This is a genomic window from Streptomyces sp. NPDC002853 (genome assembly GCF_053591915.1).
In genome coordinates, this window is record NZ_JBSFUS010000017.1 from 100,309 (window position 1) to 126,866 (window position 26,558).

A 26,558-nucleotide genomic window follows, 5' to 3' on the forward strand; every position below is an offset into this window, starting at 1 on the left:
GGGGAGTCGGCCCTCTTGTTGCTGATCATCGTTCTCGGCGGCGCCCTCTGGGGCGCCGCCGCCGGACTCTTCGTGCCCCGTGCCGCCTACCGGCTCTCCGTGGCGCCCGACGAGGACTGGCGTGCCGAATGTCCCGACGGGCATCCCCTCGGCGGCTGGATCGGGCTCGCGCGGTGCGGGGAGGGCACCCGCATCGGGCCGCGCGCCCTTACGGTCGCCCTCTCCACCGCCGTCGTCTGTGCCGCCCTCGCCGCCGCCACGGGCCCGCGGCCCGAGCTGGGGGCCTGGCTGCTCCTCGCGCCCTTCGGGGTGCTGCTCGCCGTCGTGGACTTCGGGGTGCACCGGCTGCCCGACGTGCTGACCCTGCCGCTCGCCGGGGCCGCGCTCGTGCTCCTCGGGGGCGCGGCGCTGCTCCCCGAGCACGCCGGGTCCTGGATCCACGCGCTGTACGGAGGGCTCGGGCTCGGCGCCGCGTACTTCGTGCTCTTCCTCATCAGCCCGAACGGCATGGGCTTCGGCGACGTGAAGCTGGCGCTGAGCCTGGGCGCCGTCCTCGGCTGGTACGGGTGGGGCGCGGTGCTGCTCGGCACCTTCGCCGGGTTCCTGCTGGCCGCGCTGTACGGGACGGTGCTCGTCGTCGCCCGCCGCGCCGGGCGCAAGACGGCCATCCCGTTCGGGCCCTTCCTGATCGGCGGGGCGTTCCTGGGGCTGCTCGCCGGGGCGTACGCCGCCTGACGTCGGGCGGCCGCAACCCCTGGCGTACGCTGAATCAGTCCGTCCAGAACCCTTACGAAAGGGACGCCCCGGTGACCGAGAAGGCCGACCTTCAGTCCGTCCTCGACCGTGCCGCCGCAGGTGGGCGGATCAGCGCCGAAGAGGCGCTCGACCTTTACCGCGATGCCCCGCTGCACGCGCTGGGCGCCGCCGCCGACGCCATCCGCCGCCGCCGGTACGCGGGTACGGAGCACATTGCGACGTACATCATCGAGCGGAACATCAACTACACCAACGTGTGTGTGACCGCCTGCAAGTTCTGCGCCTTCTACGCCGCCCCGAAGGACACCAAGAAGGGCTGGACGCGCGACCTCGACGACATCCTGCGGCGCTGCGCCGAGACCGTCGAGCTCGGTGGCACGCAGGTCATGTTCCAGGGCGGGCACCACCCGGACTTCGGCGTCGAGTACTACGAAGAGCACTTCTCGGCGATCAAGAAGAACTTCCCGCAGCTGGTCATCCACTCCCTCGGCGCCTCCGAGGTCGAGCACATGGCCCGCATCTCGAAGGTGTCCGCCGAGGAAGCGATCAAGCGGATCCACGCCGCCGGTCTCGACTCCTTCGCCGGTGCCGGCGCCGAGCTGCTTCCGGCCCGCCCGCGCAAGGCCATCGCCCCGCTCAAGGAGAGCGGCGAGCGCTGGCTGGAGATCATGGAGATCGCCCACAACCTCGGCGTCGAGTCGACGTCCACGATGCTCATGGGCACGGGCGAGACCAACGCCGAGCGCATCGAGCACCTGCGGATGATCCGCGACCTGCAGGACAGGACCGGAGGCTTCCGGGCCTTCATCCCGTACACGTACCAGCCCGAGAACAACCACCTCAAGGGGCGGACGCAGGCCAGCATCTTCGAGTACATCCGCATGATCGCGATCTCGCGGATCTTCCTCGACAACGTGGCCCACATCCAGGGTTCCTGGCTGACCACCGGCAAGGAAGCGGGCCAGCTCACCCTGCACTACGGCGCGGACGACCTCGGCTCGGTGATGCTGGAGGAGAACGTCGTCTCCTCCGCCGGTGCCAAGCACCGCAACAACCTGCGCGACATGATCGACATGATCCGCACCGCGGACCGCGTCCCGGCCCAGCGCGCCACGACGTACGAGCACCTCGTCGTGCACGACGACCCGGCGAACGACCCGACCGACGACCGCGTCGCCTCGCACATCTCGTCCACGGCGATCGAGGGTGGCACGGCTCACCCCGAGCTGAAGCTCCTCGCCAGCAACTGAGGCCGCCTTGCGCACACTTCATGTCGCCGACGGCACACCGGAGACGGCGGTCCTGGTCGACGGGGCGAGCGTCGCCGCCGTCGGCCCGTTCGAGGAGCTGGCCGCCGCGCACCCGGCTGCCCGCGTCCGCCGCTGGCCCGGCATCCTCACGCCGGGCCTGCTCAACCCCTACGGACCCGAACTCCTCGAAGCCACCTACCACCCCGACCCGCGCGAGGCCGGCCACCTCGGCACCGAGCCCATCGGCGGGGAGCGGGCGCGGGCCCTGTTCCGCATCGACCCGTCCCGCGTGGGCGCCAGCGCCCGCCGGGGCGTGCAGCGGCTCTTCGCGCACGGCACGGTGGCCATCGCGGGCGAACTGCGGGCCCGGCCCGTCGTCGACACCGTCCGCAGGGCGGGCCTGGCGATCGGACACCGCCCGCAGCGGCTGCCGGGCCCGGCGTCCCTGTCGCCGACCCCGCTGGTCCTCCTGCCGCCCCTGACACAGGGCGGCCCGGCCCGCTTCGCGATCTTCGACGTGCCCGACCGCGCCGAGCTGGTGCTCCAGGGCGCGGGAACGTGCGTGGCGACGGTGGTCGGCGGACGCATGGTGTACCGAGCCCGCTGAGGCAGCCCCGCAGGGGCGCATCAGGGGCGCGGGGAACCGCGCGAGCAACCACGACCAACCCGCACTCGCCAACCCGCACTCGCCAGGCAGCCCGCACCAGGCAGACACGACAGCGAAACGCCCGCCGCGGGCGAGCCGGCCGCGGCCTGCCACAATGGCCGGGTGACCCGAGCCACCTTGGACAAGCAGCCGCACGAAGTCGCCTCGATGTTCGACGACGTGGCGGAACGGTACGACCTCACGAACGACGTGCTGTCGCTCGGGCAGGCCAGGCTGTGGCGCAAGGGGGTCGCGAAGGCGGTCGACGCGCGGCCCGCGCAGAAGGTGCTGGACCTGGCCGCGGGCACCGCCACCTCCTCGCAGCCCTTCGCGCAGGCCGGCGCGTATGTCGTGCCCTGTGACTTCTCGCTCGGCATGCTGCAGGTCGGCAAGGCCCGCCACCCCTGGATGCCGTTCACGGCGGGGGACGCGACGAAGCTGCCGTTCAAGGACGACACGTTCGACGCCGTCACGATCTCCTTCGGCCTGCGCAACGTCAACGAGACGGTCCAGGCGCTGCGGGAGATGTACCGCGTGACGAAGCCGGGCGGCCGGGTCGTCATCTGCGAGTTCTCGCACGCGACGTGGGCGCCGTTCCGCACGGTCTACGAGGAGTACCTGATGCGGGCGCTGCCGCCGGTGGCGCGCACGGTCTCCTCCAACCCCGACGCGTACGTCTATCTCGCGGAGTCCATCCGCTCCTGGCCCGACCAGCCGACGCTCGCCGCGCGGTTGCAGGAGGCGGGCTGGTCGAAGGTGGCGTGGCGGAATCTGACGGGCGGCGTCGTGGCGCTGCACCGCGGGTTCAAGGCCTAGCCTTCGGACGGAGATTCCCGCGCCGTGAACCGAGTTGACGGGAACCAGCCACCGGGCAAGATGTGTCCGTTGTGATACGACTCCCCGCCGACGCGGCGGTGTCGACGCGAAGCCGCTCTTTCGCGTCGGGGCGCCGCGGGACCGTTCGGCGCGGGTCGGTCTTTCTGGTCATCTCCCCAATGACGGAGCGTTCCCATGGCGTCGCATTGCCCTCACTGCGGGGCACCCACCCCTGATGAGGCCCGCTTCTGCATGAAGTGCGGGCGAGAGCGTCCGCGTGACACGACGGTGGACGCGGGGCCCGCGGATCTGCCCGCGGCGGAGCTTGGGGTGCCGACCTCCGCGGACGCGGCGCCGGTGGAGCCTGAGGCCGGTGAAGGTGCCGGTGAACCCGCCGGTGAGCAAGCCCGTGAAGCCGCCGGTGAACCCGCCCGTGAATCCGCCCGTGAATCCGCAGTCGCGGCGTCGGGGCGTACGCCTGAAGGCACCCCCGAGGGGCCCGGGTTCACCGCAACTTCCCTTCCCGCGCCCGCACTTCCGCCGCCCCCGTCCCCACCCCCGCCCGCCTATGTGCCCGCGCCACCCGCAGGCCCCTCTCCGCTCGGTGCCTTCCTCGGGCGGGCCTTCCGCGGGGACTGGGCCGGGGCCGCGCAGGCCGCGCTGTGGCCGGTCGGTCTCGTGCTCGTCGCGGCCGTCGCACTGGCCGTTCCCTCCTACGGGCAGGGGGACGGTGACGTCGTCGTCGGATTCACCGACCGGCTCCGGATCGCCCTCGCGACGCTGCTCCAGGCCGTGGGCGGCGGCTTCGAGATCTCCGGGAGCGAGCGGCAGCAGTCGTCCCTCTTCGGCGGCGAGAGTTCGAGCGTCGACGTGGCCTTCGACGGCAGTGCCTCGCTGCACCTCATTCCGCTGACCGCCACCGCCCTGTGGATCGGGGCCCTCTACATCGGCGTACGCCTCCTGCGCACCCGAGTGCTGATGCGCACCGGGGGCCTCGGCGGCGGCACGGCCGGGCTTGAGGCCGCCGTACGCGTCACCCTGCTGGTGACCGCGGGCACGCTGACGCTCGGCCTCTTCGCGCAGCCCGAGATCGAGGGCGTCGAGCTCTCCTCGTCCCCGGTGCTCGCCGCGCTCGGCGCGCTCGTACTGGCGCCGGCCGTCTCCTGCGGTGTGCTGCACCGCGACGACCTGGCTCCGTGGCTCGCCCAACGCCCCAGCTGGCAGGCGGCGTTCCGCGCCACCGGCACCGCGCTGCGGGCGCTCGCGATCGTCCTCGTCGTCTGCTCGCTCGTCGCGTTCATCAGCCTCGCCCAGATCGACGACCTCGAAGGTCTCGCCGACCTCGACGACACCGATGTGTCCCCCCTGCTCATCGCCCTGCTCCTGCTGCCGAACCTCGGCATCGCCGCCCTCGGCCTCGGCTGGGGAGCACCGCTCGGCGCCTCGGTGGAGGGGAGCAGTTCGGCGTACGGCGGCGGCCGCGAGAGCGAGTCCTTCGGGCTCTCCGAGCTGGGGGACGTCACCAACGACTGGGCCGTCGTCGGGGCGCTGGCGCTCGGCCTCGTGTGCGCGCTGGTCCTCGGCCTGCTCGCCGCGCGGCGTTCCGCGCACCGGGGTGAGCAACTCCTCGCCGCCGGGATCTTCTTCGGGCTCTTCCTGCTCCTCGCCGGGATCGGCGGATTCGGCATCGACGCGACCGGCAGCGCCTCGTCGGAGTTCGGCGGCGGCGGAAGCGGGAGCGGCTCGGGCAACGGCAGCTTCGAGGCGGGCGTGAGCGTGCCGGACGCGCTGCTGTTCGGGCTGCTCTGGGTGTTCGCCGCCGCGCTCGTCGCGCCGTTCCTGCTGCAACTCGCGGGTCAGCGGCCGGGGGCCGGCGCGGTGCCGATGCCGCGGGTCCCGCCGATGCCGAGTGGCCTTGCGGGCGCGTCCGGCGCCCCCGACGCTCCCGGTTCCGTGGCCACCGCGCCCACCGAGAGCGCCATCGGTGTGGTGGGTCCGGTCTCAGGGGACGCGTCGACGCCGGGAGTTGCCCCGATTCCCGGAGCCACCCCCCAGCCCGCGTACGACCCGGCCGCGAACCCCGCCTACGCCCCCACGGCCTACGACCCCCACGCCTTCCAGCTGCACCAGCAGCCGCCCGCCCAGCCCGAGCCCCGGCGCACCGCCCTCTGGGTCGCCACGCTCACCGCCGCCTTCGTCATCGGCAGCGGCATCGCGGCCGGCGTCCTGCTCTGGCAGGACAACAACGACGGCTCCGCCGACAAGGCGGGCGGCAAGGACGACAAGCCCGCCGTCAGCCGCAGCCAGGACCCCACGCCGGCGCCGTCCCCCTCGGACACCCCGACGGACAGCACGGAGGACCCGGAGGTGGAGCCGAGCGCGAGCCCGGACACCGTGGACGACGCCCCCGGAGCACCCGCGGGCTTCGACCTGGTGTCCGACGTGAGCGGCTTCGAGTTCGCCGTGCCCGACGGCTGGTCCCGGCAGGGCGAGGAGCGCCCCGGCCAGATCGTGTACGCCGGGTCGACCGGCCCGGAGCAGTACATCGTCGGCGTGGTCCCGAACGCCCCGTACACCTCGTACGAGAACTTCACGACCATCGAGAAGGACGCGAAGAAGGACCCGAAGAAGTCGGACTACCAGCGGCTCAGGCTTGAGCCGAACACTTTCCAGGGGCGCAGCGGTGCGATCTGGGAGTACACGTACACCGACAGGGCGGGCCGCGAGATCCATGCGCTGAACCAGAGTTACGTCGCGGACAACGGCACCGAGTACGCCATCCTGCTTTCCTGGCGGGCCGACTTCTGGCCCGCGGGGGAGGGCGAGAAGAACCACCGGATCGCCCTCGAGAACTGGCGGCTCAACGGCTGAGTCCCCCGGGCCCCTGGCGTACGCCCGCACCGCCCTCGCGGAACCTCGTCCGTCCCGTCAGTCCTGGGCGCCCCGCTACAGCGCGAGCCGGAAGCAGTGTGCCTCCCGCTTCGTCAGCGGTGACACGAAGGTCTCGGCCGGCTTCATGCCGAGCCGCCGGGTCACCGCCACGGACCGTTCGTTGAGGGGGTCGACCATCGCGACCACGTCCGGTACGCCCGCCGCCCGCACCCGTTCCAGGGTGGCGTGCGCGGCGGCGGTCGCGTACCCCTTCCCCCAGGCGGCCCTGCCGAGCCGCCAGCCGATCTCGATCTCGCCCGTGGGCCCCCAGTCGCGCGGCCAGGGCTGCGCTCCGGCGAAGCCGATGGGCCGGCCGTCCGCGTCGAGCAACGTCCACAGGCAGTAGCCCAGTTCGGCGTCGTGTCTGCGCTGCCGGGCGGTCAGCTCCTCGTACACGGAGAGCTCGGCCGACGTGCCGGTGCCGAAGAACTCCATGACCTCCGGGTCGTCGAAGAGCCGGTGCCAGGCGAACGCGTCCTCGTGTGTGGGAACACGCAGCTGTACGGCGGGCATGGTCTTGGTCGGCGGTGCCTGCTTTGTCACGGGTGGCCCTTCGGCTGGCTGATCGGTACCGCTGCATAGACTGCCCATAACCCGTGCCCGTCGGCACACAGATTTCGAGCCTTGGGGAGAACCCGCCGTGACCGAACCCCAGCCCCTCACCGAACACACCGCTGATGTGATCGTCGTCGGGGCCGGGCCAGCCGGTTCCACGACCGCCTATTACCTGGCGAAGGCCGGACTCGACGTTCTGCTCCTGGAGAAGACCGCGTTCCCCAGGGAGAAGGTCTGCGGCGACGGCCTGACGCCGCGCGCCACCAAACAGCTGGTGTCCATGGGGATCGACATCTCCGAGGAGGCGGGCTGGCTGCGGAACAAGGGCCTGCGCATCATCGGCGGCGGTGTACGGCTCCAGCTCGATTGGCCGGAACTCGCCGCCTACCCCAACTACGGCCTGGTCCGTAAGCGCGACGACTTCGACGAGCAGCTCGCCAACCAGGCGCAGAAGGCGGGCGCCCGCCTGTACCAGCGCTGCAACGTCGGCGCCCCGATCGTCGACGACCGCACGGGCCGCATCACCGGCGTGCACGCCAAGCTCGGCGAGGAGAAGACCCCGGTCACCTTCCACGCCCCGCTGGTGGTCGCCGCCGACGGCAACTCGACGCGGCTCTCCCTCGCGATGGGCCTGCACCGCCGCGAGGACCGTCCGATGGGCGTCGCCGTCCGTACGTACTTCACCTCGCCCCGCCACGACGACGACTACCTGGAGTCCTGGCTGGAGCTGTGGGACCGGCGCGGCGCCGAGGACCGGCTCCTTCCCGGCTACGGCTGGGTCTTCGGCATGGGTGACGGCACGTCGAACGTCGGGCTCGGCATCCTCGACTCCTCCTCCGCCTACAAGGAGCTGGACTGGCGCGAGGTGCTGAAGGCCTGGTGCGCCTCGATGCCGGAGGAGTGGGGCTACACCCCGGACAACATGACGATGCCGATCCGCGGCGCCGCCCTGCCGATGGCCTTCAACCGCCAGCCGCACTACACCAAGGGCCTGCTCCTGGTGGGCGACGCGGGCGGCATGGTGAACCCCTTCAACGGCGAGGGCATCGCGTACGCCATGGAGTCGGGGCAGATCGCGGCGGACGTCATCGTCCAGGCGCACGCCCGTCAGACTCCCGCCCAGCGGGAGTTGGCGCTGCAGCGCTACCCGAAGGTCCTCAAGGACACCTACGGCGGCTACTACACGCTGGGCCGTGCCTTCGTGAAGCTCATCGGCAACCCGAAGGTCATGAAGATCGCCACGCAGCGCGGTCTGACGCACCCGATGCTGATGCGCTTCACGCTGAAGATGCTGGCCAACCTCACCGACCCGACGGGCGGCGACGCGATGGACCGCATCATCAACGGCCTGAGCAAGGTGGCGCCGAAGGCGTGAGCATCTGTCCGATTTGCCCTCACCCCGTGGGTGGTACGAGGCTGGTCGCATGATTTTCATCGCAGTCAAGTTCACCGTCCGCCCCGAGTACGCCGACAGCTGGCTGGAGCGGACCGCCGAGTTCACGCGGGCCACGCGCGCGGAGGAGGGCAACCTCTTCTACGACTGGTCCCGCAGCGTCGACGACCCCAACCAGTTCGTCCTCCTGGAGGGCTTCGCCTCCCAGGAGGCGGGCGCGGCGCACGTCGGCTCCGACCACTTCAAGGCCGGCATGGAGACGATGTCCGGGCTGATCGCCTCGACCCCCGAGATCATCCACACCGAGATCCCGGGCGGCAGTTGGTCCGAGATGGGCGAGTTGTCACCGAAGGGCTGAGGCGCACGCGCTGAGCGCACAGAAGGGCCGGGAACCCCACTGGGGGGTTCCCGGCCCTTCCGAGTGTCTGTGAGGGCCCTCAGAGGACGCGCACGGCACCGTCGGCGGGGTAGCCCGACAGGTCCTGGATGACAACGCCCTTGCCGGGGTTGGCGGCGTCGAGGTACTGGCCGTTACCGATGTACACACCCACGTGGTACGCGGAGCCCGCGCCACCCCAGTAAAGGATGTCGCCCACCTGGACGTTGGAGAGCGAGACCGGCGTACCGGAGACCGACTGGTCCTGCGAGACGCGCGGAAGGTCCACGCCCGCCTGCTTGAACGCGGCCTGGACGAGGCTGGAGCAGTCCCACGCGTTGGGTCCGGAGGCACCCATGACGTACGCGTCGCCGAGCTGGGCCTTCAGGAAGCTGATGACCGTGCCGACGCTGCCGCTGGCCGGAGCGGGCGTGTCGGCGGTGGATGCGCTGGAGCCGCCGGCGGCGCTGAGCGTGGTGCGCTCGGCGGAACGCGAGGCGCGCTCCTCCTCCGCCTTCTTCTTGGCGGCGGCCTCGGCCTTCGCCTTGGCCGCTGCCTTCTTCTCGGCGGCGGCCTGGTCTTCCTTGGCCTGCTTGGCGGCCTTCACGGCGGCCGCGTCCTGCTCGGCGCGGAGCTCGTAGCTGTCGGCGGTCTGCTGGGTGGCCTCAGCGGACTGCGCGATCTGCGTGGAGAGATCCGCGGTGAGCGTGGGCATTTCGATGGTCTCGGTCACCGGCTCGGCGGCGTTCGCCGTGCCGGCGGCCGCGGCCACTGCCAGGGTGCTGAGGACGCCACCGGCAACTCCGGCGCGCAGGGCCTGCTTCGTGGCGCTACGACGGGGCTTCCGGTGGCTGGGTATGTGAGCGGTGTGGGACATGAGAACAACCGCTATCAGGGAGTCAGGGTTCCCTTCAAGAAACGTGGGCTGCGCCACAGTTGCCGTTCTCGGCCCCGAATCCCGGGCGTGTCACTTCTTATTGACGCCGTAACGGGCAATGCGGACAACGGCGATCACGCCTGTGATCATGGGTTTTCTGCGATACGCCCGAATTGCCCGCGGACTACCACCGGTTGAGCCGGTTGGCCAAGCCCGGTTTCTTTGCCGTGCATTGGTGTGTGGCGCAGGTCACAGGTGTAGCCCTAGGGGATCTCCCTGAGATCGCGCCGAGACCTTCCTGAGATCTCCCGAAGAATTCAGGGGTGTTGCCCGTATGGGGGACCGGTGATGGATCGATGACGGATCGACGACGGGTCCGTGCCGACGGGGTGCCGATTCGTCTCTCCGTGACTCCCGCGTGGCGGACGCTCCGGCCGCTCGTGAATCTGTGCACGCGTCAGCGGCTGTCCACCTTCATCCACACCACTCCCGCCAAAGTGTGAATGAGCCGCCACTATCAAGCCAGGGCGTCCAGCGCCAATTTGCTTGCGGCGGCCATCGCTTGATAGGGCGACCCCCTCCCGACCAGCGGTAACTCGCTGAGATGTCACCTCTGGTGATCACTCAGGCGCTTCGCGTATGAAGATCACCGCTCATCCGACTTCATGATCCTTCGTCAGGTGGTGGAGATCACAAAGCCGTTGTCGCACCCCGTGTCGCAGATCACAGACCGGCGGGCATAAGATGCGGGGCAGTTGGGCTTGTGACCTGCTTCACATGTAAGCGATCTTCGTGGGTCGTGGTGGGTGGGTCGCGGTCCGATGCAACCGCCAACAGTCAGTGCCGACTGAGAGGAGCGAGGAGCGTGAACGCCTATGCGCCCATCCTCGTGCTGGGAGCCCTCGGGGCAGGCTTTGCGATCTTCTCCGTGGTCATGGCCACGCTTATCGGTCCAAAGCGGTACAACCGCGCCAAGCTCGAGGCGTATGAGTGCGGTATCGAGCCGACGCCGACTCCGGCCGGCGGCGGGCGATTTCCCATCAAGTACTACCTGACGGCGATGCTCTTCATCGTCTTCGACATCGAGATCGTCTTCCTTTACCCCTGGGCCGTCACCTTCGACGCCCTCGGGATTTTCGGGCTCGTGGAGATGCTGCTCTTCGTGCTCACCGTCTTCGTCGCGTACGCGTACGTATGGCGGCGTGGCGGCCTGGAATGGGACTAAAGGTCTGAGGGGCCAAAGAGCATGGGACTCGAAGAGAAACTGCCGAGCGGTTTTCTGCTGACCACCGTCGAACAAGCCGCGGGCTGGGTGCGCAAGTCATCCGTCTTCCCCGCGACCTTCGGCCTCGCGTGCTGCGCCATCGAGATGATGACGACGGGAGCCGGGCGTTATGACCTGGCTCGCTTCGGCATGGAGGTCTTCCGCGGTTCGCCGCGGCAGGCCGATCTGATGATCGTGGCCGGGCGTGTGAGCCAGAAGATGGCGCCGGTCCTGCGGCAGGTCTATGACCAGATGCCCAACCCCAAGTGGGTCATTTCCATGGGGGTTTGCGCTTCGTCGGGCGGGATGTTCAACAATTACGCGATTGTGCAGGGCGTGGACCACATTGTCCCTGTTGACATCTATTTGCCCGGCTGTCCGCCGCGGCCCGAGATGCTGATGGACGCGATCCTCAAGCTCCACCAGAAGATCCAGGGCGGCAAGCTCGGGGTCAACGCCGAGGAAGCGGCCCGCGAGGCGGAGGAGGCGGCCCTCAAGGCCCTCCCCACCATCGAGATGAAGGGGCTGCTGCGGTGAGCGACGCCCACGACGAACACGACGAGCACCTGAACGGGAACGGCGTCCCCGCTCCCCGCGACGAGGCCGGCAAGGTCATCGGCGTCCGCAGGGGCATGTTCGGCGCCAACAACGGCGGCGACACGTCCGGTTACGGCGGCCTGGTGCGCACGGTCACCCTGCCCGGCGCCTCCGCTCGCCCGTACGGCGGCTGGTTCGACGAAGTCGCGGACGAGCTGGAAGGAGCCCTGGAAGAGCAGGGGCTCCTCCCGGAGAACGCGATCGAGAAGACGGTCGTCGACCGTGACGAGCTCACCTTCCACATCGCGCGCGAGCACCTCGTGCGGGTCGCCCAGACCCTGCGCGACGACCCCGCCCTGCGCTTCGAGCTCTGTACGGGTGTCTCGGGGGTGCACTTCCTCGAGGACAAGGGCCGCGAGCTGCACGCCGTCTACCACCTGCGCTCGATCACCCACAACCGCCTGATCCGGCTCGAAGTCAGCGCCCCTGACGCCGATCCGCACGTCCCCTCGCTGGTCGCCGTCTATCCGACGAACGACTGGCACGAGCGCGAGGCGTACGACTTCTTCGGCCTGATCTTCGACGGTCATCCGGCGCTGACGCGGATCATGATGCCGGACGACTGGCAGGGCTTCCCGCAGCGCAAGGACTACCCCCTCGGCGGCATCCCCGTCGAGTACAAGGGCGCCCAGATCCCGGCTCCGGACCAGCGGAGGTCGTACAGCTGATGTCCACTTCACACGCCTCCGCCCGCGAGACGACCGAGGGGACCGTATATACGGTCACCGGCGGCGACTGGGACGAAGTCGTCCAGTCCGCCGCCCGGTCGGACGACGAGCGCATCATCGTCAACATGGGTCCGCAGCACCCCTCCACCCACGGTGTGCTCCGGCTCATCCTGGAGATCGAGGGCGAGACCGTCTCCGAGGCCCGCTGCGGCATCGGCTATCTGCACACGGGCATCGAGAAGAACCTCGAGTACCGCACGTGGACGCAGGGCACGACGTTCGTCACGCGCATGGACTATCTGACGCCGTTCTTCAACGAGGCGGCGTACTGCCTCGGCGTCGAGAAGCTTCTCGGCATCGAGGACCAGATCCCGGACCGCGCCTCGATCATCCGCGTGCTCCTGATGGAGCTCAACCGCCTCTCCTCGCACCTGGTGTGCATCGCCACCGGCGGCATGGAGCTGGGCGCGACGACGATCATGATCTACGGCTTCCGCGATCGTGAACTCGTTCTCGACATCTTCGAGCTGATCACCGGCCTGCGCATGAACCACGCGTACATCCGGCCCGGCGGACTCGCCCAGGACCTGCCCCCGGGCGCGGTGGACCAGATCCGCGAGTTCGTGAAGAAGATGAGCAAGAACCTCGGCGAGTACGACAAGCTCGCCACCGGGAACCCCATCTTCAAGGCCCGTATGCAGGACGTCGGCTACCTCGACCTCGCCGGCTGCATGGCGCTCGGCGCCACGGGACCCGTCCTGCGCTCGGCCGGTCTGCCGCACGACCTGCGCAAGGCGCAGCCCTACTGCGGCTACGAGAACTACGAGTTCGACGTGCCGACCGCCGACACCTGCGACTCCTACGGACGCTTCCTGATTCGTCTGGAGGAGATGCGCCAGTCGCTGCGCATCGTCGAGCAGTGCCTGGACCGGCTCGCGCCGGGACCGGTCATGGTTGGTGACAAGAAGATCGCCTGGCCCGCGCAACTGGCGCTGGGCCCCGACGGCCTCGGCAACTCGCTCGATCACATCAAGAAGATCATGGGCACCTCCATGGAGGCCCTGATCCACCACTTCAAGCTGGTGACCGAGGGCTTCAGGGTCCCGGCCGGGCAGGCGTACACCGCGGTCGAGTCGCCCAAGGGCGAGCTCGGGGTGCATGTCGTCTCCGACGGCGGCACCCGCCCCTACCGGGTCCACTTCCGTGACCCGTCCTTCACCAACCTGCAGGCCATGGCGGCGATGTGTGAGGGCGGCCAGGTCGCCGACGTCATCGTCGCCGTCGCGTCCATCGACCCCGTGATGGGAGGCGTCGACCGGTGACCACCACCCCTTCCCAGGGCGCGGGCGTCAGCCTGGGCATGCCCCAACTCCCCGCCCCCGACTTCCCGGCAGACGTACGGGCCAGGCTCGACGCGGACGCCAAGGAGGTCATCTCCCGCTACCCGGACTCCCGGTCCGCGCTGCTCCCGCTGCTGCACCTCGTGCAGTCGGAGGAGGGCCACGTCACGCGCACGGGCATGGCCTTCTGCGCGGAGGTGCTCGGCCTGACCACCGCCGAGGTCACCGCGGTCGCGACCTTCTACACGATGTACCGGCGCAAGCCCTCCGGTGACTATCAGGTCGGCGTCTGTACGAACACGTTGTGTGCCGTCATGGGCGGCGACGCGATCTTCGAGTCGCTCCAGGCGCACCTGGGCGTCGGCAACGAAGGCACCACGGAGGACGGCAAGGTCACGCTGGAGCACATCGAGTGCAACGCGGCCTGCGACTTTGCCCCCGTCGTGATGGTCAACTGGGAGTTCTTCGACAACCAGACTCCCGAGACCGCCAAGCGGCTCGTCGACGACCTGCGCGCGGGCGTGCAGGTCGAGCCGACCCGCGGCGCCCCCTTGTGCACGTACAAGGAGACGGCCCGGATCCTCGCGGGCTTCCCCGACGAGCGGGCCGGCGCCGTCGAGGCGAGCGGCGGCGCGGGCCCTGCCTCGCTGATCGGCCTTCGCCTGGCCAAGGGCGAGTTGCCGCAGCCACGGGTGGTCCACCCACGCGCGGGCGGCCCGCAGGACGAGGCGCCTGCCGAGCACCTCAGCTCGCACGACGCACCGCAGGAGACCTCGGCATCCGACCCGGCCCACCCGGCCGGACCGACCGCCGAGGAGGGGGAGTGATGACCTTGGCAGCCGAGATCGACAACGAGACGAGCCCCGAGAAGCTGCTCGCGCCGGTGCTCTCGGCGTTCTGGGACGAGGAGAAGTCCTGGACGCTGGAGACCTACCGACGGCACGAGGGGTACGAAGGCCTGCGCAAGGCCCTGGCCATGGCGCCGGACGACCTCATCGCGTACGTGAAGGACTCCGGTCTGCGCGGCAGGGGCGGCGCCGGATTCCCCACCGGAATGAAATGGCAGTTCATTCCGCAGGGCGATGGAAAGCCGCACTATCTAGTTGTCAACGCCGACGAATCGGAGCCCGGGACCTGCAAGGACATCCCGCTCCTCTTCGCCAATCCGCATAGCCTCATCGAGGGCATTGTGATCGCCTGTTACGCGATCCGTTCGTCGCATGCCTTCATCTACCTGCGCGGTGAAGTCGTCCCCGTGCTCAGGCGGTTGCACGAGGCCGTGCGTGAGGCGAAAGAGGCGGGATTCCTGGGCGAGAACATCCTGGGCAGCGGACTCGACCTCGAACTCACCGTGCACGCGGGCGCGGGCGCGTACATCTGTGGTGAGGAGACCGCGCTGCTCGACTCGCTCGAAGGCCGCCGTGGCCAGCCGCGACTGCGTCCCCCTTTCCCGGCCGTCGCGGGCCTCTACGCATGCCCCACTGTTGTCAATAACGTCGAGTCCATCGCGTCGGTTCCCGCGATCCTGAATCGCGGAAAAGACTGGTTCAAGTCGATGGGAAGCGAGAAGTCCCCCGGCTTCACGCTCTATTCGCTGAGCGGCCACGTCACGAGCCCCGGCCAGTACGAGGCCCCGCTCGGCATCACCCTGCGCCAACTCCTCGAGATGAGCGGCGGGATCAGGGCGGGCCACCGGCTCAAGTTCTGGACGCCGGGCGGCTCATCGACGCCGATGTTCACCGACGAACACCTCGACGTCCCGCTGGACTACGAGGGAGTGGGCGCCGCCGGCTCGATGCTCGGCACGAAGGCGCTCCAGTGCTTCGACGAGACGACGTGCGTGGTGCGCGCGGTCACCCGCTGGACCGAGTTCTACGCCCACGAGTCCTGCGGCAAGTGCACGCCCTGCCGCGAAGGAACGTACTGGCTGGTGCAGTTGCTCCGCGACATCGAGGCCGGCAAGGGCGTCATGTCCGACCTGGACAAGCTCAACGACATCGCCGACAACATCAACGGCAAGTCCTTCTGTGCCCTCGGTGACGGTGCGGCCTCGCCGATCTTCTCCTCGCTCAAGTACTTCCGCGAGGAGTACGAGCAGCACATCACCGGCAAGGGCTGCCCCTTCGACCCGGCCAAGTCGACGCTCTGGGCCGACCGGCCCGCCGCACATTCGGAGGTGAACGCATGACAGTGACCACTAATAGCGCTCCCTCCGGGGGCGGCGAGGCGGCGGTTCCGCCGGAAGATCTCGTGTCGCTGACGATCGACGGCGCCGAGATCAGCGTCCCGAAGGGGACGCTGGTGATCCGGGCCGCCGAGCTCCTCGGCATCGAGATCCCGAGGTTCTGCGACCACCCGCTGCTCGACCCGGCGGGCGCCTGCCGCCAGTGCATCGTCGAGGTGGAGGGCCAGCGCAAGCCGATGGCCTCCTGCACCATCACCTGCACCGACGGCATGGTCGTGAAGTCGCAGCTCTCCTCGCCGGTCGCCGAGAAGGCCCAGCGCGGGGTGATGGAGCTGCTCCTCATCAACCACCCGCTGGACTGCCCGGTCTGCGACAAGGGCGGCGAGTGCCCGCTGCAGAACCAGGCGATGCAGGTCGGCGACCCGGACTCCCGCTTCGAGGGCAAGAAGCGGACGTACGAGAAGCCGGTGCCGATCTCCACGCAGGTGCTTCTCGACCGTGAGCGGTGCGTGCTGTGCGCGCGCTGCACCCGGTTCTCGAACCAGATCGCTGGCGACCCGATGATCGAGCTGATCGAGCGCGGCGCGCTCCAGCAGGTCGGCACGGGCGAGGGCGATCCCTTCGAGTCGTACTTCTCCGGGAACACGATCCAGATCTGTCCGGTCGGGGCGCTGACCTCGGCGGCGTATCGCTTCCGCTCCCGGCCCTTCGACCTGGTGTCGTCGCCTTCGGTCTGCGAGCACTGCGCGGGCGGCTGCGCGACCCGTACCGACCACCGGCGCGGCAAGGTCATGCGGCGCCTCGCGGCGGACGACCCCGAGGTCAACGAGGAGTGGCTGTGCGACAAGGGGCGCTTCGGCTTCCGTTACGCGCAGAAGCCGGACCGGCTCACCACGCCGCTGGTGCGCAACGCGGAGACGGGTGAGCTGGAGACCGCCAGCTGGCCCGAGGCCCTCGAAGCCGCGGCCAACGGTCTCGCCGCCGCGCGTGGCCGTGCCGGTGTACTGACCGGCGGGCGCCTCACCGTCGAGGACGCGTACGCGTACAGCAAGTACGCGCGCGTGGCGCTCGACACGAACGACATCGACTTCCGCGCGCGCGTCCACAGCAGCGAGGAGGCCGACTTCCTGGCCGCCCGTGTCGCGGGCCGCGGCCGGGATCTCGACGGTGCCGGAGTCACGTACGCGGAGGTGGAGAAGGCGCCCGCGGTCCTGCTCGTCGGCTTCGAGGCCGAGGAGGAGGCGCCCGGGGTCTTCCTGCGCCTGCGCAAGGCCTGGCGCAAGCACGGCCAGCGGACGTTCTCCCTCGCCACGCACCAGACCCGGGGCCTGGAGAAGGCGGGCGGCACGCTGCTGCCCGCGGCTCCCGGCACCGAGACGGAGTGGCTCGACGCGCTCTCCGGAGAGGCCGGCCTCGAGGGCGACGGTGCGAAGGCCGCCGAGGCGCTGCGCGCTCCGGGCGCGGTGATCGTGGTCGGTGAGCGCCTCGCGGCCGTGCCGGGCGGGCTCACCGCCGCCGTACGGGCCGCTTCCGCGACCGGTGCGCGGCTGGTGTGGATTCCTCGCCGGGCGGGGGAGCGCGGCGCCGTCGAGGCCGGTGCGCTGCCCTCGCTGCTTCCCGGTGGGCGTCCGTCCACTGACCCGCGCGCGCGGGACGAGGTCGCTGCCGTCTGGCGCGTCGCCGAACTCCCGCACCGCTACGGCCGCGACACCGGCCAGATCATCGAGGCGGCGGCGACCGGCGAACTGGGCGCGCTCCTGGTGGCGGGCGTGGAGGTCGCGGACCTTCCTGACCCGGCACGCGCGCGTGAAGCACTCTCCGAGGTCGGGTTCCTGGTCTCCCTGGAGCTGCGGCCCAGTGAGGTCACCGAGCACGCCGACGTCGTGCTTCCCGTGGCCGCGGTCGCGGAGAAGCCCGGCACCTTCCTCAACTGGGAGGGCAGGGCGCGGATGTTCGAGGCCTCGCTCAAGCCCGACCACATGACGCGCACGCTGGCCCCGACGGACGCGCGTGTGCTGCACATGCTGGCCGACGCCGGGGACGTCCATCTGGCCCTTCCCGATCTGGCGAGCGTCCGGCGCGAGCTTGACCGGCTCGGCGGCTGGGACGGGACGCATGCCACGGAGCCCCTGGAGACGGGCGCCCAGCCGCCGCGGCCCGCCTCCGGAGAGGCCGTTCTCGCGGGGCACCGGCTGCTGCTCGACCAGGGCCGCCTCCAGGAGGGCGACGAGGCGCTTGCCGGCACGCGGCACGCCGCGGTCGCCCGGCTCTCGGCGGCCACCGCGGCCGAGGCGGGGGTCAAGGACGGCGACGTCCTGGCCGTCTCCGGCTCCGCGGGGGCGACCGAACTGCCGCTCCAGGTGACCGAGATGCCCGACCGTGTGGTGTGGCTGCCGCTGAACTCGACCGGGGGAGGCGTCACTTCCGACACCGGCGCCCGCCCCGGCGACCTCGTCCGCATCGGCCCGGCGCTCCTGCCGGAGCCCTCTGAGGCCCCGGAGGTGACGTCGTGATGCACCACATGGTGCCGCTTGCGGCGGAAGACCTGTCCATGTTCGGCCGTGACCCGTGGTGGCTCGTCGCGATCAAGGCGGTGTTCTGCTTCGCGTTCCTGATGGTGACGGTGCTCTTCTCCATCGTGTGGGAGCGCAAGGTCGTCGCCTGGATGCAGCTGCGCATCGGGCCCAACCGGCACGGCCCCTGGGGCATGCTGCAGTCCCTCGCGGACGGCATCAAGCTGATGCTCAAGGAAGACCTGATCGTCAAGCGCGCGGACAAGGTGGTGTACATCCTCGCGCCGATCGTCGCGGCCATCCCGGCGTTCATGGCGATCGCGGTGATCCCCTTCGGTCCCGCGGGCAACGAGATCTCGATCTTCGGCCAGCGCACGACGATGCAGCTCACCGACCTGCCGATCGCGATGCTCTACATCCTCGCGGTCGCCTCGGTCGGCATCTACGGCATCGTGCTCGCGGGCTGGAGCTCCGGGTCCACGTATCCGCTCCTCGGCGGTCTGCGCTCCTGCGCGCAGATGATCTCGTACGAGATCGCGATGGGCGCCGCGTTCGCCTCGGTGTTCCTCTACTCCGGGTCGATGTCGACCTCGGCGATCGTGGAGGCGCAGGCGGACCGCTGGTACGTGCTGCTGCTCCCGGTGTCGTTCCTGATCTACATCGTGACGATGATCGGCGAGACGAACCGCGCTCCGTTCGACATGCCGGAGTCCGAGGGCGACCTCGTCGGCGGCTTCAACACCGAGTACTCGTCGATCAAGTTCGCGCTGTTCATGCTCGCCGAGTACGTCAACATGGTCACCGTCTCGGCGGTCTCGGTCACCCTCTTCCTGGGCGGCTGGCGGGCCCCGTACCCGATCAGCACCTTCTGGGAGGGCGCGAACCACGGCTGGTGGCCGATGCTCTGGTTCGTGATCAAGGTCCAGCTGCTGCTGTTCTTCTTCATCTGGCTGCGCGGCACGCTGCCACGCGTCCGCTACGACCAGCTGATGAAGCTCGGCTGGAAGGTCCTGATCCCGGTCTCGGTCGTCTGGCTGATGCTCGTGGCGACGGTCAGGGCGATGCGGAACGAGGAGTACGACTTCACCTCGATCGCGCTCTATGTGGGCGGCGGAGTCATCGCGCTCCTGTTGCTCTCCGTGGTCGTCGACATCTTCCGCGACAAGCGCGAGAAGGAAGCGGCGGCACGATCCGAGAGCGACGAGCCGGTCGCCTTCGACCCGATGGCGGGCGGATTCCCGGTGCCGCCGCTGCCCGGACAGAGCCTGCCGCCCGTACCGCGACGACGCCCGCGCCAGGAGCGCGAGTTGATTGTCAGTGGTGGCCCGGATACTCAAAGTGACGGAACTCGAAGTGACGGAAAGGAGGCGTCCGATGGCTGAGTCGAAGAAAGAGCCGCAGCACGAGCCACACCACGAGTCGAACCAATCGAAGCAGGGGTTCCAGAACCCCGTCGCGGGCTTCGGCGTGACCTTCAAGGCCATGTTCAAGAAGCGGCTGACCGAGCAGTATCCGGAGCAGGAGAAGATCACCGCTCCCCGCTTCCACGGCAGGCACCAGCTCAACCGCCATCCGGACGGCCTGGAGAAGTGCGTCGGCTGTGAGCTCTGCGCCTGGGCCTGCCCCGCGGACGCGATCTACGTGGAGGGCGCGGACAACACCGAGGAGGAGCGCTACTCCCCGGGCGAGCGGTACGGCCGCGTCTACCAGATCAACTACGCCCGCTGCATCCTGTGCGGTCTGTGCATCGAGGCGTGTCCCACGCGCGCGTTGACGATGACGAACGAGTTCGAGCTGGCCGACAGCAGCCGCGAGAAGCTCATCTTCACCAAGGAGCAGCTGCTCGCCGGCCTGGAGGAGGGCATGGTCGATTCACCGCACTCGATCTTCCCCGGCACGGACGAGCAGGACTACTACCGCGGTCTGGTGACCGAGGCCGCTCCGGGCACGGTGCCTCAAGTGGCCCTCTCCAAGGGGGAGACGCCCCAGGAGGCCGCTTCCACCTTCGGGGACTCCGAACCCGCGTCGGGGGAGGTGATCAACCGATGACGCAGCTCGCCGCCTACACCACGTCCACCGGTGAGGCCGTCCAGTTCTGGGTGCTCGGAACGGTCGCCGTGATCGGCGCCCTGTGCACGATCCTCATGAAGAAGGCCGTGCACAGCGCGCTCTGCCTCGCCGGGACCATGATCATCCTGGCGGTCTTCTACCTCGCCAACGGGGCGTACTTCCTGGGCATCGTCCAGGTCGTCGTCTACACCGGCGCCATCATGATGCTCTTCCTCTTCGTGGTCATGCTCGTCGGTGTCACCGCCGCCGACTCCCTGAAGGAGACCATCAAGGGGCAGCGCTGGCTGGCCGGCCTCTGTGGCTTCGGCTTCGCCATCCTGCTCTTCGCCGGCATCGGGAACGCCTCGGTGAACGACTTCACCGGGCTCGGCAAGGCGAACGCGGGCGGCAACGTGGAGGGCCTCGCCGAGGCCATCTTCACGAAGTACGTCTTCGCCTTCGAGATCACCGGCGCCCTGCTCATCACCGCCACCGTCGGCGCGATGGTGCTCACCCACCGCGAGCGCACGGAGCGAGCCAAGACGCAGCGCGAGATGTCCGAGGAGCGCGTGCGCGGCAAGCACCTCCCGCCGCTGCCCGCCCCCGGTGTCTACGCCCGGCACAACGCCGTGGACGTCGCGGGTCTCCTGCCCGACGGCACCCCCTCCGAGCTCACGGTCAACAAGACGCTGCGTGAGCGCGGCCAGATCCGCGATGTGTCGGACGAGGCACTGGACGATCTGCGGGCCCTCGAACAGCGCTCCACGGAGCGTCTGGAGCGGTCGACCAAGACCGAGGAGGCGTCGAAGTGAATCCGGTCAACTACCTGTATCTCGCGGCGCTGTTGTTCGCGATCGGCGCCACCGGCGTGCTGATCAGGCGGAACGCGATCGTGGTGTTCATGTGTATCGAGCTGATGCTCAACGCGTGCAACCTCGCCTTCGTGGCCTTCTCCCGGCTGCACGGCAATCTCGACGGCCAGATCATCGCCTTCTTCACGATGGTCGTCGCCGCGGCGGAAGTCGTGGTCGGCCTCGCGATCATCGTGTCGCTGTTCCGCTCCCGTCACTCGGCCTCGGTCGACGACGCCAGCCTGATGAAGCTGTAAGGGGTCGCTGAAAAGTGGAGAACCTGATCGCGCTGCTCGTAGCGGCGCCTCTGCTCGGAGCGGCCGTACTGCTGTGCGGCGGGCGGCGGTTGGACCGTGTGGGCCACTGGCTCGGCACGCTGCTCGCGGCCGCCTCCTTCGTCATCGGTGTGATGCTCTTCGCCGACATGCTGGGCAAGGGCGCGGAGGAGCGCTCCCTGTCGCAGCACGTGTTCAGCTGGATCCCCGTCGAGGGTTTCCAGGCGGACGTCGCCTTCCAGCTCGACCAGCTGTCGATGACGTTCGTCCTGCTGATCACCGGTGTGGGCACCCTGATCCACATCTACTCCATCGGGTACATGGAGCACGACGAGCGGCGCCGCCGCTTCTTCGGCTATCTGAACCTGTTCCTCGCGGCGATGCTCATCCTCGTCCTCGCCGACAACTACCTCCTCCTGTACGTCGGATGGGAGGGCGTCGGCCTTGCCTCGTACCTCCTGATCGGCTTCTGGCAGCACAAGCCCAGCGCGGCCACCGCCGCGAAGAAGGCCTTCCTGGTCAACAGGGTCGGCGACATGGGTCTTTCGATCGCCATCATGCTGATGTTCACCACCTTCGGGACGTTCGCCTTCGGGCCTGTCCTGGAGGCCACGGGTGAGACGTCGGAGGGCAAGCTGACGGCCATCGGCCTGATGCTGCTGCTCGCGGCGTGCGGCAAGTCGGCCCAGGTGCCGCTGCAGTCATGGCTCGGCGACGCGATGGAGGGCCCGACCCCGGTCTCGGCCCTCATCCACGCGGCGACGATGGTGACCGCCGGCGTGTACTTGATCGTCCGCTCCGGCGCGATCTTCAACGGCGCCCCGGACGCGCAGCTCGTCGTCACCGTCGTGGGCGCGGTCACGCTCCTCTTCGGTGCGATCGTCGGTTGCGCGAAGGACGACATCAAGAAGGCCCTCGCCGGGTCGACGATGTCCCAGATCGGGTACATGATCCTGGCCGCGGGCCTCGGCCCCATCGGCTACGTCTTCGCGATCATGCACCTGGTGACGCACGGCTTCTTCAAGGCCGGGCTCTTCCTCGGGGCCGGTTCGGTCATGCACGGCATGAACGACGAGGTCGACATGAGGAAGTACGGCGGCCTCCGGAAGTACATGCCGGTCACCTTCGTCACCTTCGGGCTCGGCTATCTCGCGATCATCGGCTTCCCCGGCCTGTCCGGCTTCTTCTCCAAGGACAAGATCATCGAGGCGGCGTTCGCCAAGGGCGGCACGGAGGGCTGGATCCTCGGCTCGGTCGCGCTGCTCGGCGCCGCGATCACCGCGTTCTACATGACGCGCGTGATGATCATGACGTTCTTCGGCGAGAAGCGCTGGCAGCCGGATGCGGAAGGCAACGAACCGCACCCGCACGAGTCGCCCAGGTCCATGACGATCCCGATGATCGTGCTGGCCTTCGGGTCGGTCTTCGCGGGCGGGTTCTTCAGCATCGGCGACCGCTTCATGCACTGGCTGGAGCCGGTCACCCGGCACGACCACGGCCACTCGCCGCTGAGCGCCGCCACGGTCACGGGCGCCACCATGGTGGTCCTGATCATCGGTGTGGCCCTCGCCTACTTCCAGTACGGCCGCCGTCCCGTCCCGGTCACCGCCCCGCGCGGTTCGCTGCTCACCCGGGCGGCCCGGCGCGACCTCCTCCAGGACGACTTCAACCACGTCGTCCTGGTCCGCGGCGGAGAGCACCTGACCCGCTCCCTGGTCTACGTCGACCACACCCTGGTCGACGGAGTCGTCAACGGCACGGCGGCCTCGGTCGGCGGGCTCTCCGGGCGGCTGCGCAAGATGCAGAACGGCTATGCCCGCTCCTACGCGGTCTCGATGTTCGGCGGCGTTGCGGTACTCATCGCCGCGACCCTGCTGATGAGGGCGGTCTGATACCGATGTCCTTTCCCCTCCTGACAGCGACGGCGGTCCTGCCCGCGGTCGGCGCGATCGCCACGGCAGCCGTTCCGGCCGCCCGGCGCACCGCCGCCAAGTGGCTCGCGCTGCTCGTGTCGCTCGCCACGCTCGCGCTCGCCGTGACCGTGCTCGTGCGGTTCGACCCCGACGGGGCCCGCTATCAACTGACCGAGTCGCGTTCCTGGATCGCGGAGTTCGGGGTGCGCTACGAGCTGGGTGTGGACGGCATCGGTGTCGCCCTCATCGCCCTCACCGCGCTCCTGCTGCCCTTCATCATCCTGGCGGGCTGGCACGACGCCGACCCCCTGGAGACGAAGTCCTCGCGCTGGCGGCCGACCCAGGGCTTCTTCGCCCTGATCCTCGCCGTCGAGGCGATGGTGATCATCTCCTTCGCGGCCACCGACGTCTTCCTCTTCTACATCTTCTTCGAAGCCATGCTCATCCCGATGTACTTCCTCATCGGCGGCTTCGGGGACCGGGCCCACTCGGGCACCGACGAGAACGCCTCGGCGCAGCGCTCGTACGCGGCCGTGAAGTTCCTGCTCTACAACCTGGCCGGCGGCCTCATCATGCTGGCCGCGGTGATCGGTCTCTACGTAGTGGCCGGGAACTTCTCGCTCCAGGAGATCACCGAGGCGCGGGCCAACGGTTCGCTGGAGATGGCGACCAGCACCGAGCGCTGGCTGTTCCTCGGCTTCTTCTTCGCGTTCGCGGTCAAGGCTCCGCTGTGGCCGCTGCACACCTGGCTGCCGAACGCGATGGGCGAGTCCACGGCCCCGGTCGCCGTGCTGATCACGGCGGTCGTCGACAAGGTCGGCACCTTCGCGATGCTGCGGTTCTGCCTCGGGCTCTTCCCCGAGGCGAGCAAGTGGGCGACACCGGTCATCCTCGTGCTCGCGCTGATCAGCATCGTCTACGGCGCGCTGCTCGCCGTCGGCCAGCGCGACATCAAGCGCCTGGTGGCGTACGCGTCGATCTCGCACTTCGGGTTCATCATTCTCGGCATCTTCGCGATGACCTCGCAGGGCCAGTCCGGCGCGACGCTGTACATGGTCAACCACGGGCTCTCGACGGCCGCGCTGATGCTGGTGGCCGGCTTCCTGATCTCGCGGCGCGGTTCGCGGCTCATCGCGGACTACGGAGGGGTGCAGAAGGTCGCACCGGTGCTCGCGGGCACCTTCCTGATCGGTGGTCTCGCGACGCTCTCACTGCCGGGGCTCGCGCCCTTCGTGAGTGAATTCCTGGTCCTCGTGGGCGCGTTCGCGCGCTACCCGGTGGTCGGGATCATCGCCACCATCGGCATCGTTCTCGCCGCGCTCTACACCCTCGTCCTCTATCAGCGGACGATGACGGGCCCGGTGAAGCCGGAGGTCTCGGCCATGCCGGACCTGCGGGCGCGTGAACTCCTGGTCGTCGCGCCGCTGATCGCGCTCCTGATCGGCCTCGGGGTCTACCCGAAGCCGCTCACCGACCTGGTCAACCCGGCGGTCAAGCACACCATGTCCGACGTACAGCAGAAGGACCCGAAGCCCGACGTGGAGGCGGCCAAGTGAGCGCATCGGCTGTCCACAGCCTGTGGACAATGGCGTCGGCCGCGGCGCCCCAGGACGCGATCGACAAGATCGACACTCCCACCATCGAGTACGCGCAGCTGTCACCGACGTTGATCGTCATCGGCGCGGCGGTCCTCGGGATCCTCATCGAAGCCTTCGTTCCGCGCAAAACGCGGTACTACGCGCAGGTGTTCGTGGCGGTCGTCGCCCTCACCGCGGCCTTCGCCGCGGTGGTCGGGCTCGCGGCCACCGGGTACGGCACGACGAAGGCGCACATCGCGGCGATGGGCGCGATCGCGGTCGACGGACCGGCGCTCTTCCTTCAGGGCACGATCCTCCTCGCGGGCCTCGTCGCGATCTTCACCTTCGCGGAGCGGCGACTCGACCCGGTGGCGCACGGCAAGCGGGTCGACTCGTTCGCCGCGCAGGCCGGTTCCGTGCCGGGCAGTGAGGGTGAACAGGCCGCCACCAAGGCCGGGTTCACCACCACCGAGGTGTTCCCGCTCGCGCTCTTCGCGATCGGCGGGATGCTCGTCTTCCCGTCGGCGAACGACCTCCTGACGCTCTTCATCGCCCTTGAGGTCTTCTCGCTGCCGCTCTACCTGCTGTGCGCGCTCGCCCGCCGCAAGCGTCTGATGTCGCAGGAAGCCGCCGTCAAGTACTTCCTGCTCGGCTCGTTCTCCTCGGCGTTCCTGCTCTTCGGGATCGCCCTGCTCTACGGGTACGCGGGCTCGGTCTCGTACGGCACGATCGCCAAGGTCATCGACGGCAGCGTCCAGGAGGTCAACCCGGCGCTCGCCGACACCATGGGCAACGACGCGCTGCTCCTGATCGGTGCCGCGATGATCGTCATGGGGCTGCTCTTCAAGGTCGGCGCGGTGCCGTTCCACATGTGGACCCCGGATGTGTACGAAGGCGCGCCCACCCCCGTCACCGGCTTCATGGCCGCGGCGACGAAGGTGGCCGCCTTCGGCGCGCTGCTCCGGCTCCTGTACGTGGTGCTGCCGGGGCTGCGCTGGGACTGGCGGCCCGTGATGTGGGGCGTCGTGATCCTCACGATGCTGGCCGGCGCGATCGTCGCTATCACCCAGACCGACATCAAGCGCCTGCTCGCCTACTCCTCGATCGCCCACGCGGGCTTCATCCTCGCCGGTGTCATCGCCATGACCCCGGACGGCATCTCGTCGGTCCTCTTCTACCTGGGGGCCTACTCCTTCGTGACGATCGGCGCGTTCGCGGTGGTCACGCTGGTGCGGGACGCGGGCGGCGAGGCCACGCACCTGTCGAAGTGGGCGGGGCTCGGCCGGCGCTCGCCGTTGGTCGCCGCGGTCTTCGCGGTGTTCCTGCTCGCCTTCGCCGGCATTCCGCTGACCTCCGGGTTCTCCGGGAAGTTCGCGGTGTTCAAGGCAGCGGCGGAGGGCGGCGCGGGCGCACTGGTCGTGGTCGGTGTGATCTCGTCCGCGATCGCGGCCTTCTTCTACATCCGCGTGATCGTGCTCATGTTCTTCAGCGAGCCGAAGGCGGACGGCCCGACGGTCGCCGTGCCCTCGCCGCTGACCATGACCGCGATCGGCGTGGGCGTCGCGGTGACGCTGGTCCTGGGCGTGGCCCCGCAGTACTTCCTGGATCTGGCGAACCAGGCGGGGGTCTTCGTCCGGTAGTCCACTGGTCCACCTGTTCTACTCACCGCCGCCCGGCACCCCGTCCGACAGGGGTGCCGGGCGGCGGCCTGTGGATAACTTCCTGA

Annotated in this window: 23 protein-coding genes and 1 pseudogene; 22 read left to right on the top strand and 2 right to left on the bottom strand. The window is 69.3% G+C overall.

Annotated elements, in window-relative coordinates; genetic code table 11:
- Window positions 1-15 precede the first annotated feature (15 nt).
- From ACWD02_RS37960 to ACWD02_RS37985, 6 genes and pseudogenes are all read left to right on the top strand, one after another.
- Entirely contained in the window at window positions 16-735 is a 720-nt protein-coding gene (locus ACWD02_RS37960) for a prepilin peptidase (protein ID WP_451219898.1), read from the top strand.
- Between the two features lie 71 nt (window positions 736-806).
- Entirely contained in the window at window positions 807-2,006 is a 1,200-nt protein-coding gene (gene mqnC / locus ACWD02_RS37965; RefSeq protein ID WP_451219901.1) for a cyclic dehypoxanthinyl futalosine synthase, read from the top strand.
- A 7-nt stretch (window positions 2,007-2,013) separates the two neighbouring features.
- Window positions 2,014-2,613, top strand: coding sequence for an imidazolonepropionase-like domain-containing protein (locus ACWD02_RS37970; RefSeq protein ID WP_451219904.1), 600 nt, complete (start codon window positions 2,014-2,016; stop codon window positions 2,611-2,613).
- 162 nt (window positions 2,614-2,775) lie between these two features.
- Complete coding sequence (locus ACWD02_RS37975) at window positions 2,776-3,468, top strand: demethylmenaquinone methyltransferase (RefSeq protein ID WP_451219907.1); 693 nt, start codon at window positions 2,776-2,778, stop codon at window positions 3,466-3,468.
- A 195-nt stretch (window positions 3,469-3,663) separates the two neighbouring features.
- Window positions 3,664-3,732, top strand: a pseudogene (locus ACWD02_RS37980) (zinc-ribbon domain-containing protein); the annotation flags it as partial.
- Window positions 3,733-4,038: 306 nt separating this feature from the next.
- Window positions 4,039-6,339 (top strand): hypothetical protein, encoded by a 2,301-nt coding sequence (locus ACWD02_RS37985; protein WP_451220039.1) that lies wholly within the window; start codon window positions 4,039-4,041, stop codon window positions 6,337-6,339.
- Between the two features lie 75 nt (window positions 6,340-6,414).
- Here the strand turns inward: ACWD02_RS37985 and ACWD02_RS37990 are convergent, their stop codons facing one another.
- Window positions 6,415-6,912 (bottom strand): GNAT family N-acetyltransferase, encoded by a 498-nt coding sequence (locus ACWD02_RS37990; protein ID WP_451220022.1) that lies wholly within the window; start codon window positions 6,910-6,912, stop codon window positions 6,415-6,417.
- A gap of 127 nt (window positions 6,913-7,039) precedes the next feature.
- On the opposite strand from ACWD02_RS37990, the gene ACWD02_RS37995 reads away from it, so the two are divergent.
- Window positions 7,040-8,329, top strand: a complete 1,290-nt coding sequence (locus tag ACWD02_RS37995) for a geranylgeranyl reductase family protein (RefSeq protein WP_451219910.1) — start codon at window positions 7,040-7,042, stop codon at window positions 8,327-8,329.
- Window positions 8,330-8,378: 49 nt separating this feature from the next.
- On the top strand, window positions 8,379-8,705 hold the full coding sequence (locus ACWD02_RS38000; protein WP_451219913.1) for a putative quinol monooxygenase: 327 nt from the start codon (window positions 8,379-8,381) through the stop codon (window positions 8,703-8,705).
- Between the two features lie 79 nt (window positions 8,706-8,784).
- Here ACWD02_RS38000 and ACWD02_RS38005 read toward each other — a convergent pair whose 3' ends face one another.
- Window positions 8,785-9,600 (bottom strand): C40 family peptidase, encoded by an 816-nt coding sequence (locus ACWD02_RS38005; protein ID WP_451219916.1) that lies wholly within the window; start codon window positions 9,598-9,600, stop codon window positions 8,785-8,787.
- Between the two features lie 865 nt (window positions 9,601-10,465).
- On the opposite strand from ACWD02_RS38005, the gene ACWD02_RS38010 reads away from it, so the two are divergent.
- The 14 genes from ACWD02_RS38010 to nuoN are packed head-to-tail and all read left to right on the top strand — an operon-like array spanning window position 10,466 to window position 26,472.
- A complete protein-coding gene (locus tag ACWD02_RS38010; protein ID WP_003992243.1) occupies window positions 10,466-10,825 on the top strand; it encodes an NADH-quinone oxidoreductase subunit A in 360 nt (119 codons plus the stop codon).
- A gap of 21 nt (window positions 10,826-10,846) precedes the next feature.
- Entirely contained in the window at window positions 10,847-11,401 is a 555-nt protein-coding gene (locus ACWD02_RS38015) for a NuoB/complex I 20 kDa subunit family protein (RefSeq protein WP_160506582.1), read from the top strand.
- Window positions 11,402-11,430: 29 nt separating this feature from the next.
- Entirely contained in the window at window positions 11,431-12,129 is a 699-nt protein-coding gene (locus tag ACWD02_RS38020; protein ID WP_451220024.1) for an NADH-quinone oxidoreductase subunit C, read from the top strand.
- A complete protein-coding gene (locus ACWD02_RS38025; protein WP_451219920.1) occupies window positions 12,129-13,451 on the top strand; it encodes an NADH-quinone oxidoreductase subunit D in 1,323 nt (440 codons plus the stop codon). The genes ACWD02_RS38020 and ACWD02_RS38025 overlap by 1 nt, the downstream gene beginning before the upstream one ends.
- A gap of 38 nt (window positions 13,452-13,489) precedes the next feature.
- The gene (gene nuoE, locus ACWD02_RS38030; RefSeq protein ID WP_451220027.1) at window positions 13,490-14,296 is read left to right on the top strand and encodes an NADH-quinone oxidoreductase subunit NuoE; all 807 of its coding nucleotides are present in this window, start codon (window positions 13,490-13,492) and stop codon (window positions 14,294-14,296) included.
- Window positions 14,296-15,657: an NADH-quinone oxidoreductase subunit NuoF gene (nuoF, locus tag ACWD02_RS38035; RefSeq protein WP_365823666.1), complete on the top strand. Its 1,362-nt coding sequence runs from the start codon at window positions 14,296-14,298 to the stop codon at window positions 15,655-15,657. The genes nuoE and nuoF overlap by 1 nt, the downstream gene beginning before the upstream one ends.
- Window positions 15,654-18,167, top strand: a complete 2,514-nt coding sequence (locus ACWD02_RS38040; RefSeq protein WP_451219923.1) for an NADH-quinone oxidoreductase subunit G — start codon at window positions 15,654-15,656, stop codon at window positions 18,165-18,167. The genes nuoF and ACWD02_RS38040 overlap by 4 nt, the downstream gene beginning before the upstream one ends.
- Window positions 18,167-19,549 carry an NADH-quinone oxidoreductase subunit NuoH gene (gene nuoH, locus ACWD02_RS38045; RefSeq protein ID WP_451220030.1) on the top strand — a complete coding sequence of 461 codons (1,383 nt, stop codon included), beginning with the start codon at window positions 18,167-18,169 and terminating at the stop codon, window positions 19,547-19,549. Before ACWD02_RS38040 ends, nuoH begins: the two co-directional genes overlap by 1 nt.
- Window positions 19,542-20,216: an NADH-quinone oxidoreductase subunit NuoI gene (gene nuoI / locus ACWD02_RS38050; RefSeq protein WP_451219926.1), complete on the top strand. Its 675-nt coding sequence runs from the start codon at window positions 19,542-19,544 to the stop codon at window positions 20,214-20,216. Before nuoH ends, nuoI begins: the two co-directional genes overlap by 8 nt.
- On the top strand, window positions 20,213-21,028 hold the full coding sequence (locus tag ACWD02_RS38055; RefSeq protein WP_451219929.1) for an NADH-quinone oxidoreductase subunit J: 816 nt from the start codon (window positions 20,213-20,215) through the stop codon (window positions 21,026-21,028). The genes nuoI and ACWD02_RS38055 overlap by 4 nt, the downstream gene beginning before the upstream one ends.
- Complete coding sequence (gene nuoK / locus ACWD02_RS38060; protein WP_016640174.1) at window positions 21,025-21,324, top strand: NADH-quinone oxidoreductase subunit NuoK; 300 nt, start codon at window positions 21,025-21,027, stop codon at window positions 21,322-21,324. The genes ACWD02_RS38055 and nuoK overlap by 4 nt, the downstream gene beginning before the upstream one ends.
- Window positions 21,325-21,338: 14 nt before the next feature.
- Window positions 21,339-23,234, top strand: coding sequence for an NADH-quinone oxidoreductase subunit L (nuoL, locus tag ACWD02_RS38065; RefSeq protein WP_451219932.1), 1,896 nt, complete (start codon window positions 21,339-21,341; stop codon window positions 23,232-23,234).
- A 5-nt stretch (window positions 23,235-23,239) separates the two neighbouring features.
- Complete coding sequence (locus ACWD02_RS38070) at window positions 23,240-24,811, top strand: NADH-quinone oxidoreductase subunit M (RefSeq protein ID WP_451219935.1); 1,572 nt, start codon at window positions 23,240-23,242, stop codon at window positions 24,809-24,811.
- Window positions 24,808-26,472 (top strand): NADH-quinone oxidoreductase subunit NuoN, encoded by a 1,665-nt coding sequence (gene nuoN / locus ACWD02_RS38075; RefSeq protein ID WP_451219938.1) that lies wholly within the window; start codon window positions 24,808-24,810, stop codon window positions 26,470-26,472. Before ACWD02_RS38070 ends, nuoN begins: the two co-directional genes overlap by 4 nt.
- Window positions 26,473-26,558 lie beyond the last annotated feature (86 nt).

Excerpts from the sequence above, each read along its gene's own strand:
- ACWD02_RS37990 (WP_451220022.1), bottom strand. The coding sequence starts at position 6,912 with ATGCCCGCCGTACAGCTGCGTGTTCCCACACACGAGGACGCGTTCGCC.
- ACWD02_RS38000 (WP_451219913.1), top strand. The coding sequence starts at position 8,379 with ATGATTTTCATCGCAGTCAAGTTCACCGTCCGCCCCGAGTACGCCGAC.
- ACWD02_RS38005 (WP_451219916.1), bottom strand. The coding sequence starts at position 9,600 with ATGTCCCACACCGCTCACATACCCAGCCACCGGAAGCCCCGTCGTAGC.
- ACWD02_RS38015 (WP_160506582.1), top strand. The coding sequence starts at position 10,847 with ATGGGACTCGAAGAGAAACTGCCGAGCGGTTTTCTGCTGACCACCGTC.
- ACWD02_RS38025 (WP_451219920.1), top strand. The coding sequence starts at position 12,129 with ATGTCCACTTCACACGCCTCCGCCCGCGAGACGACCGAGGGGACCGTA.
- nuoE (WP_451220027.1), top strand. The coding sequence starts at position 13,490 with ATGCCCCAACTCCCCGCCCCCGACTTCCCGGCAGACGTACGGGCCAGG.
- nuoF (WP_365823666.1), top strand. The coding sequence starts at position 14,296 with ATGACCTTGGCAGCCGAGATCGACAACGAGACGAGCCCCGAGAAGCTG.
- ACWD02_RS38040 (WP_451219923.1), top strand. The coding sequence starts at position 15,654 with ATGACAGTGACCACTAATAGCGCTCCCTCCGGGGGCGGCGAGGCGGCG.
- nuoH (WP_451220030.1), top strand. The coding sequence starts at position 18,167 with ATGCACCACATGGTGCCGCTTGCGGCGGAAGACCTGTCCATGTTCGGC.
- nuoI (WP_451219926.1), top strand. The coding sequence starts at position 19,542 with ATGGCTGAGTCGAAGAAAGAGCCGCAGCACGAGCCACACCACGAGTCG.
- ACWD02_RS38055 (WP_451219929.1), top strand. The coding sequence starts at position 20,213 with ATGACGCAGCTCGCCGCCTACACCACGTCCACCGGTGAGGCCGTCCAG.
- ACWD02_RS38070 (WP_451219935.1), top strand. The coding sequence starts at position 23,240 with ATGTCCTTTCCCCTCCTGACAGCGACGGCGGTCCTGCCCGCGGTCGGC.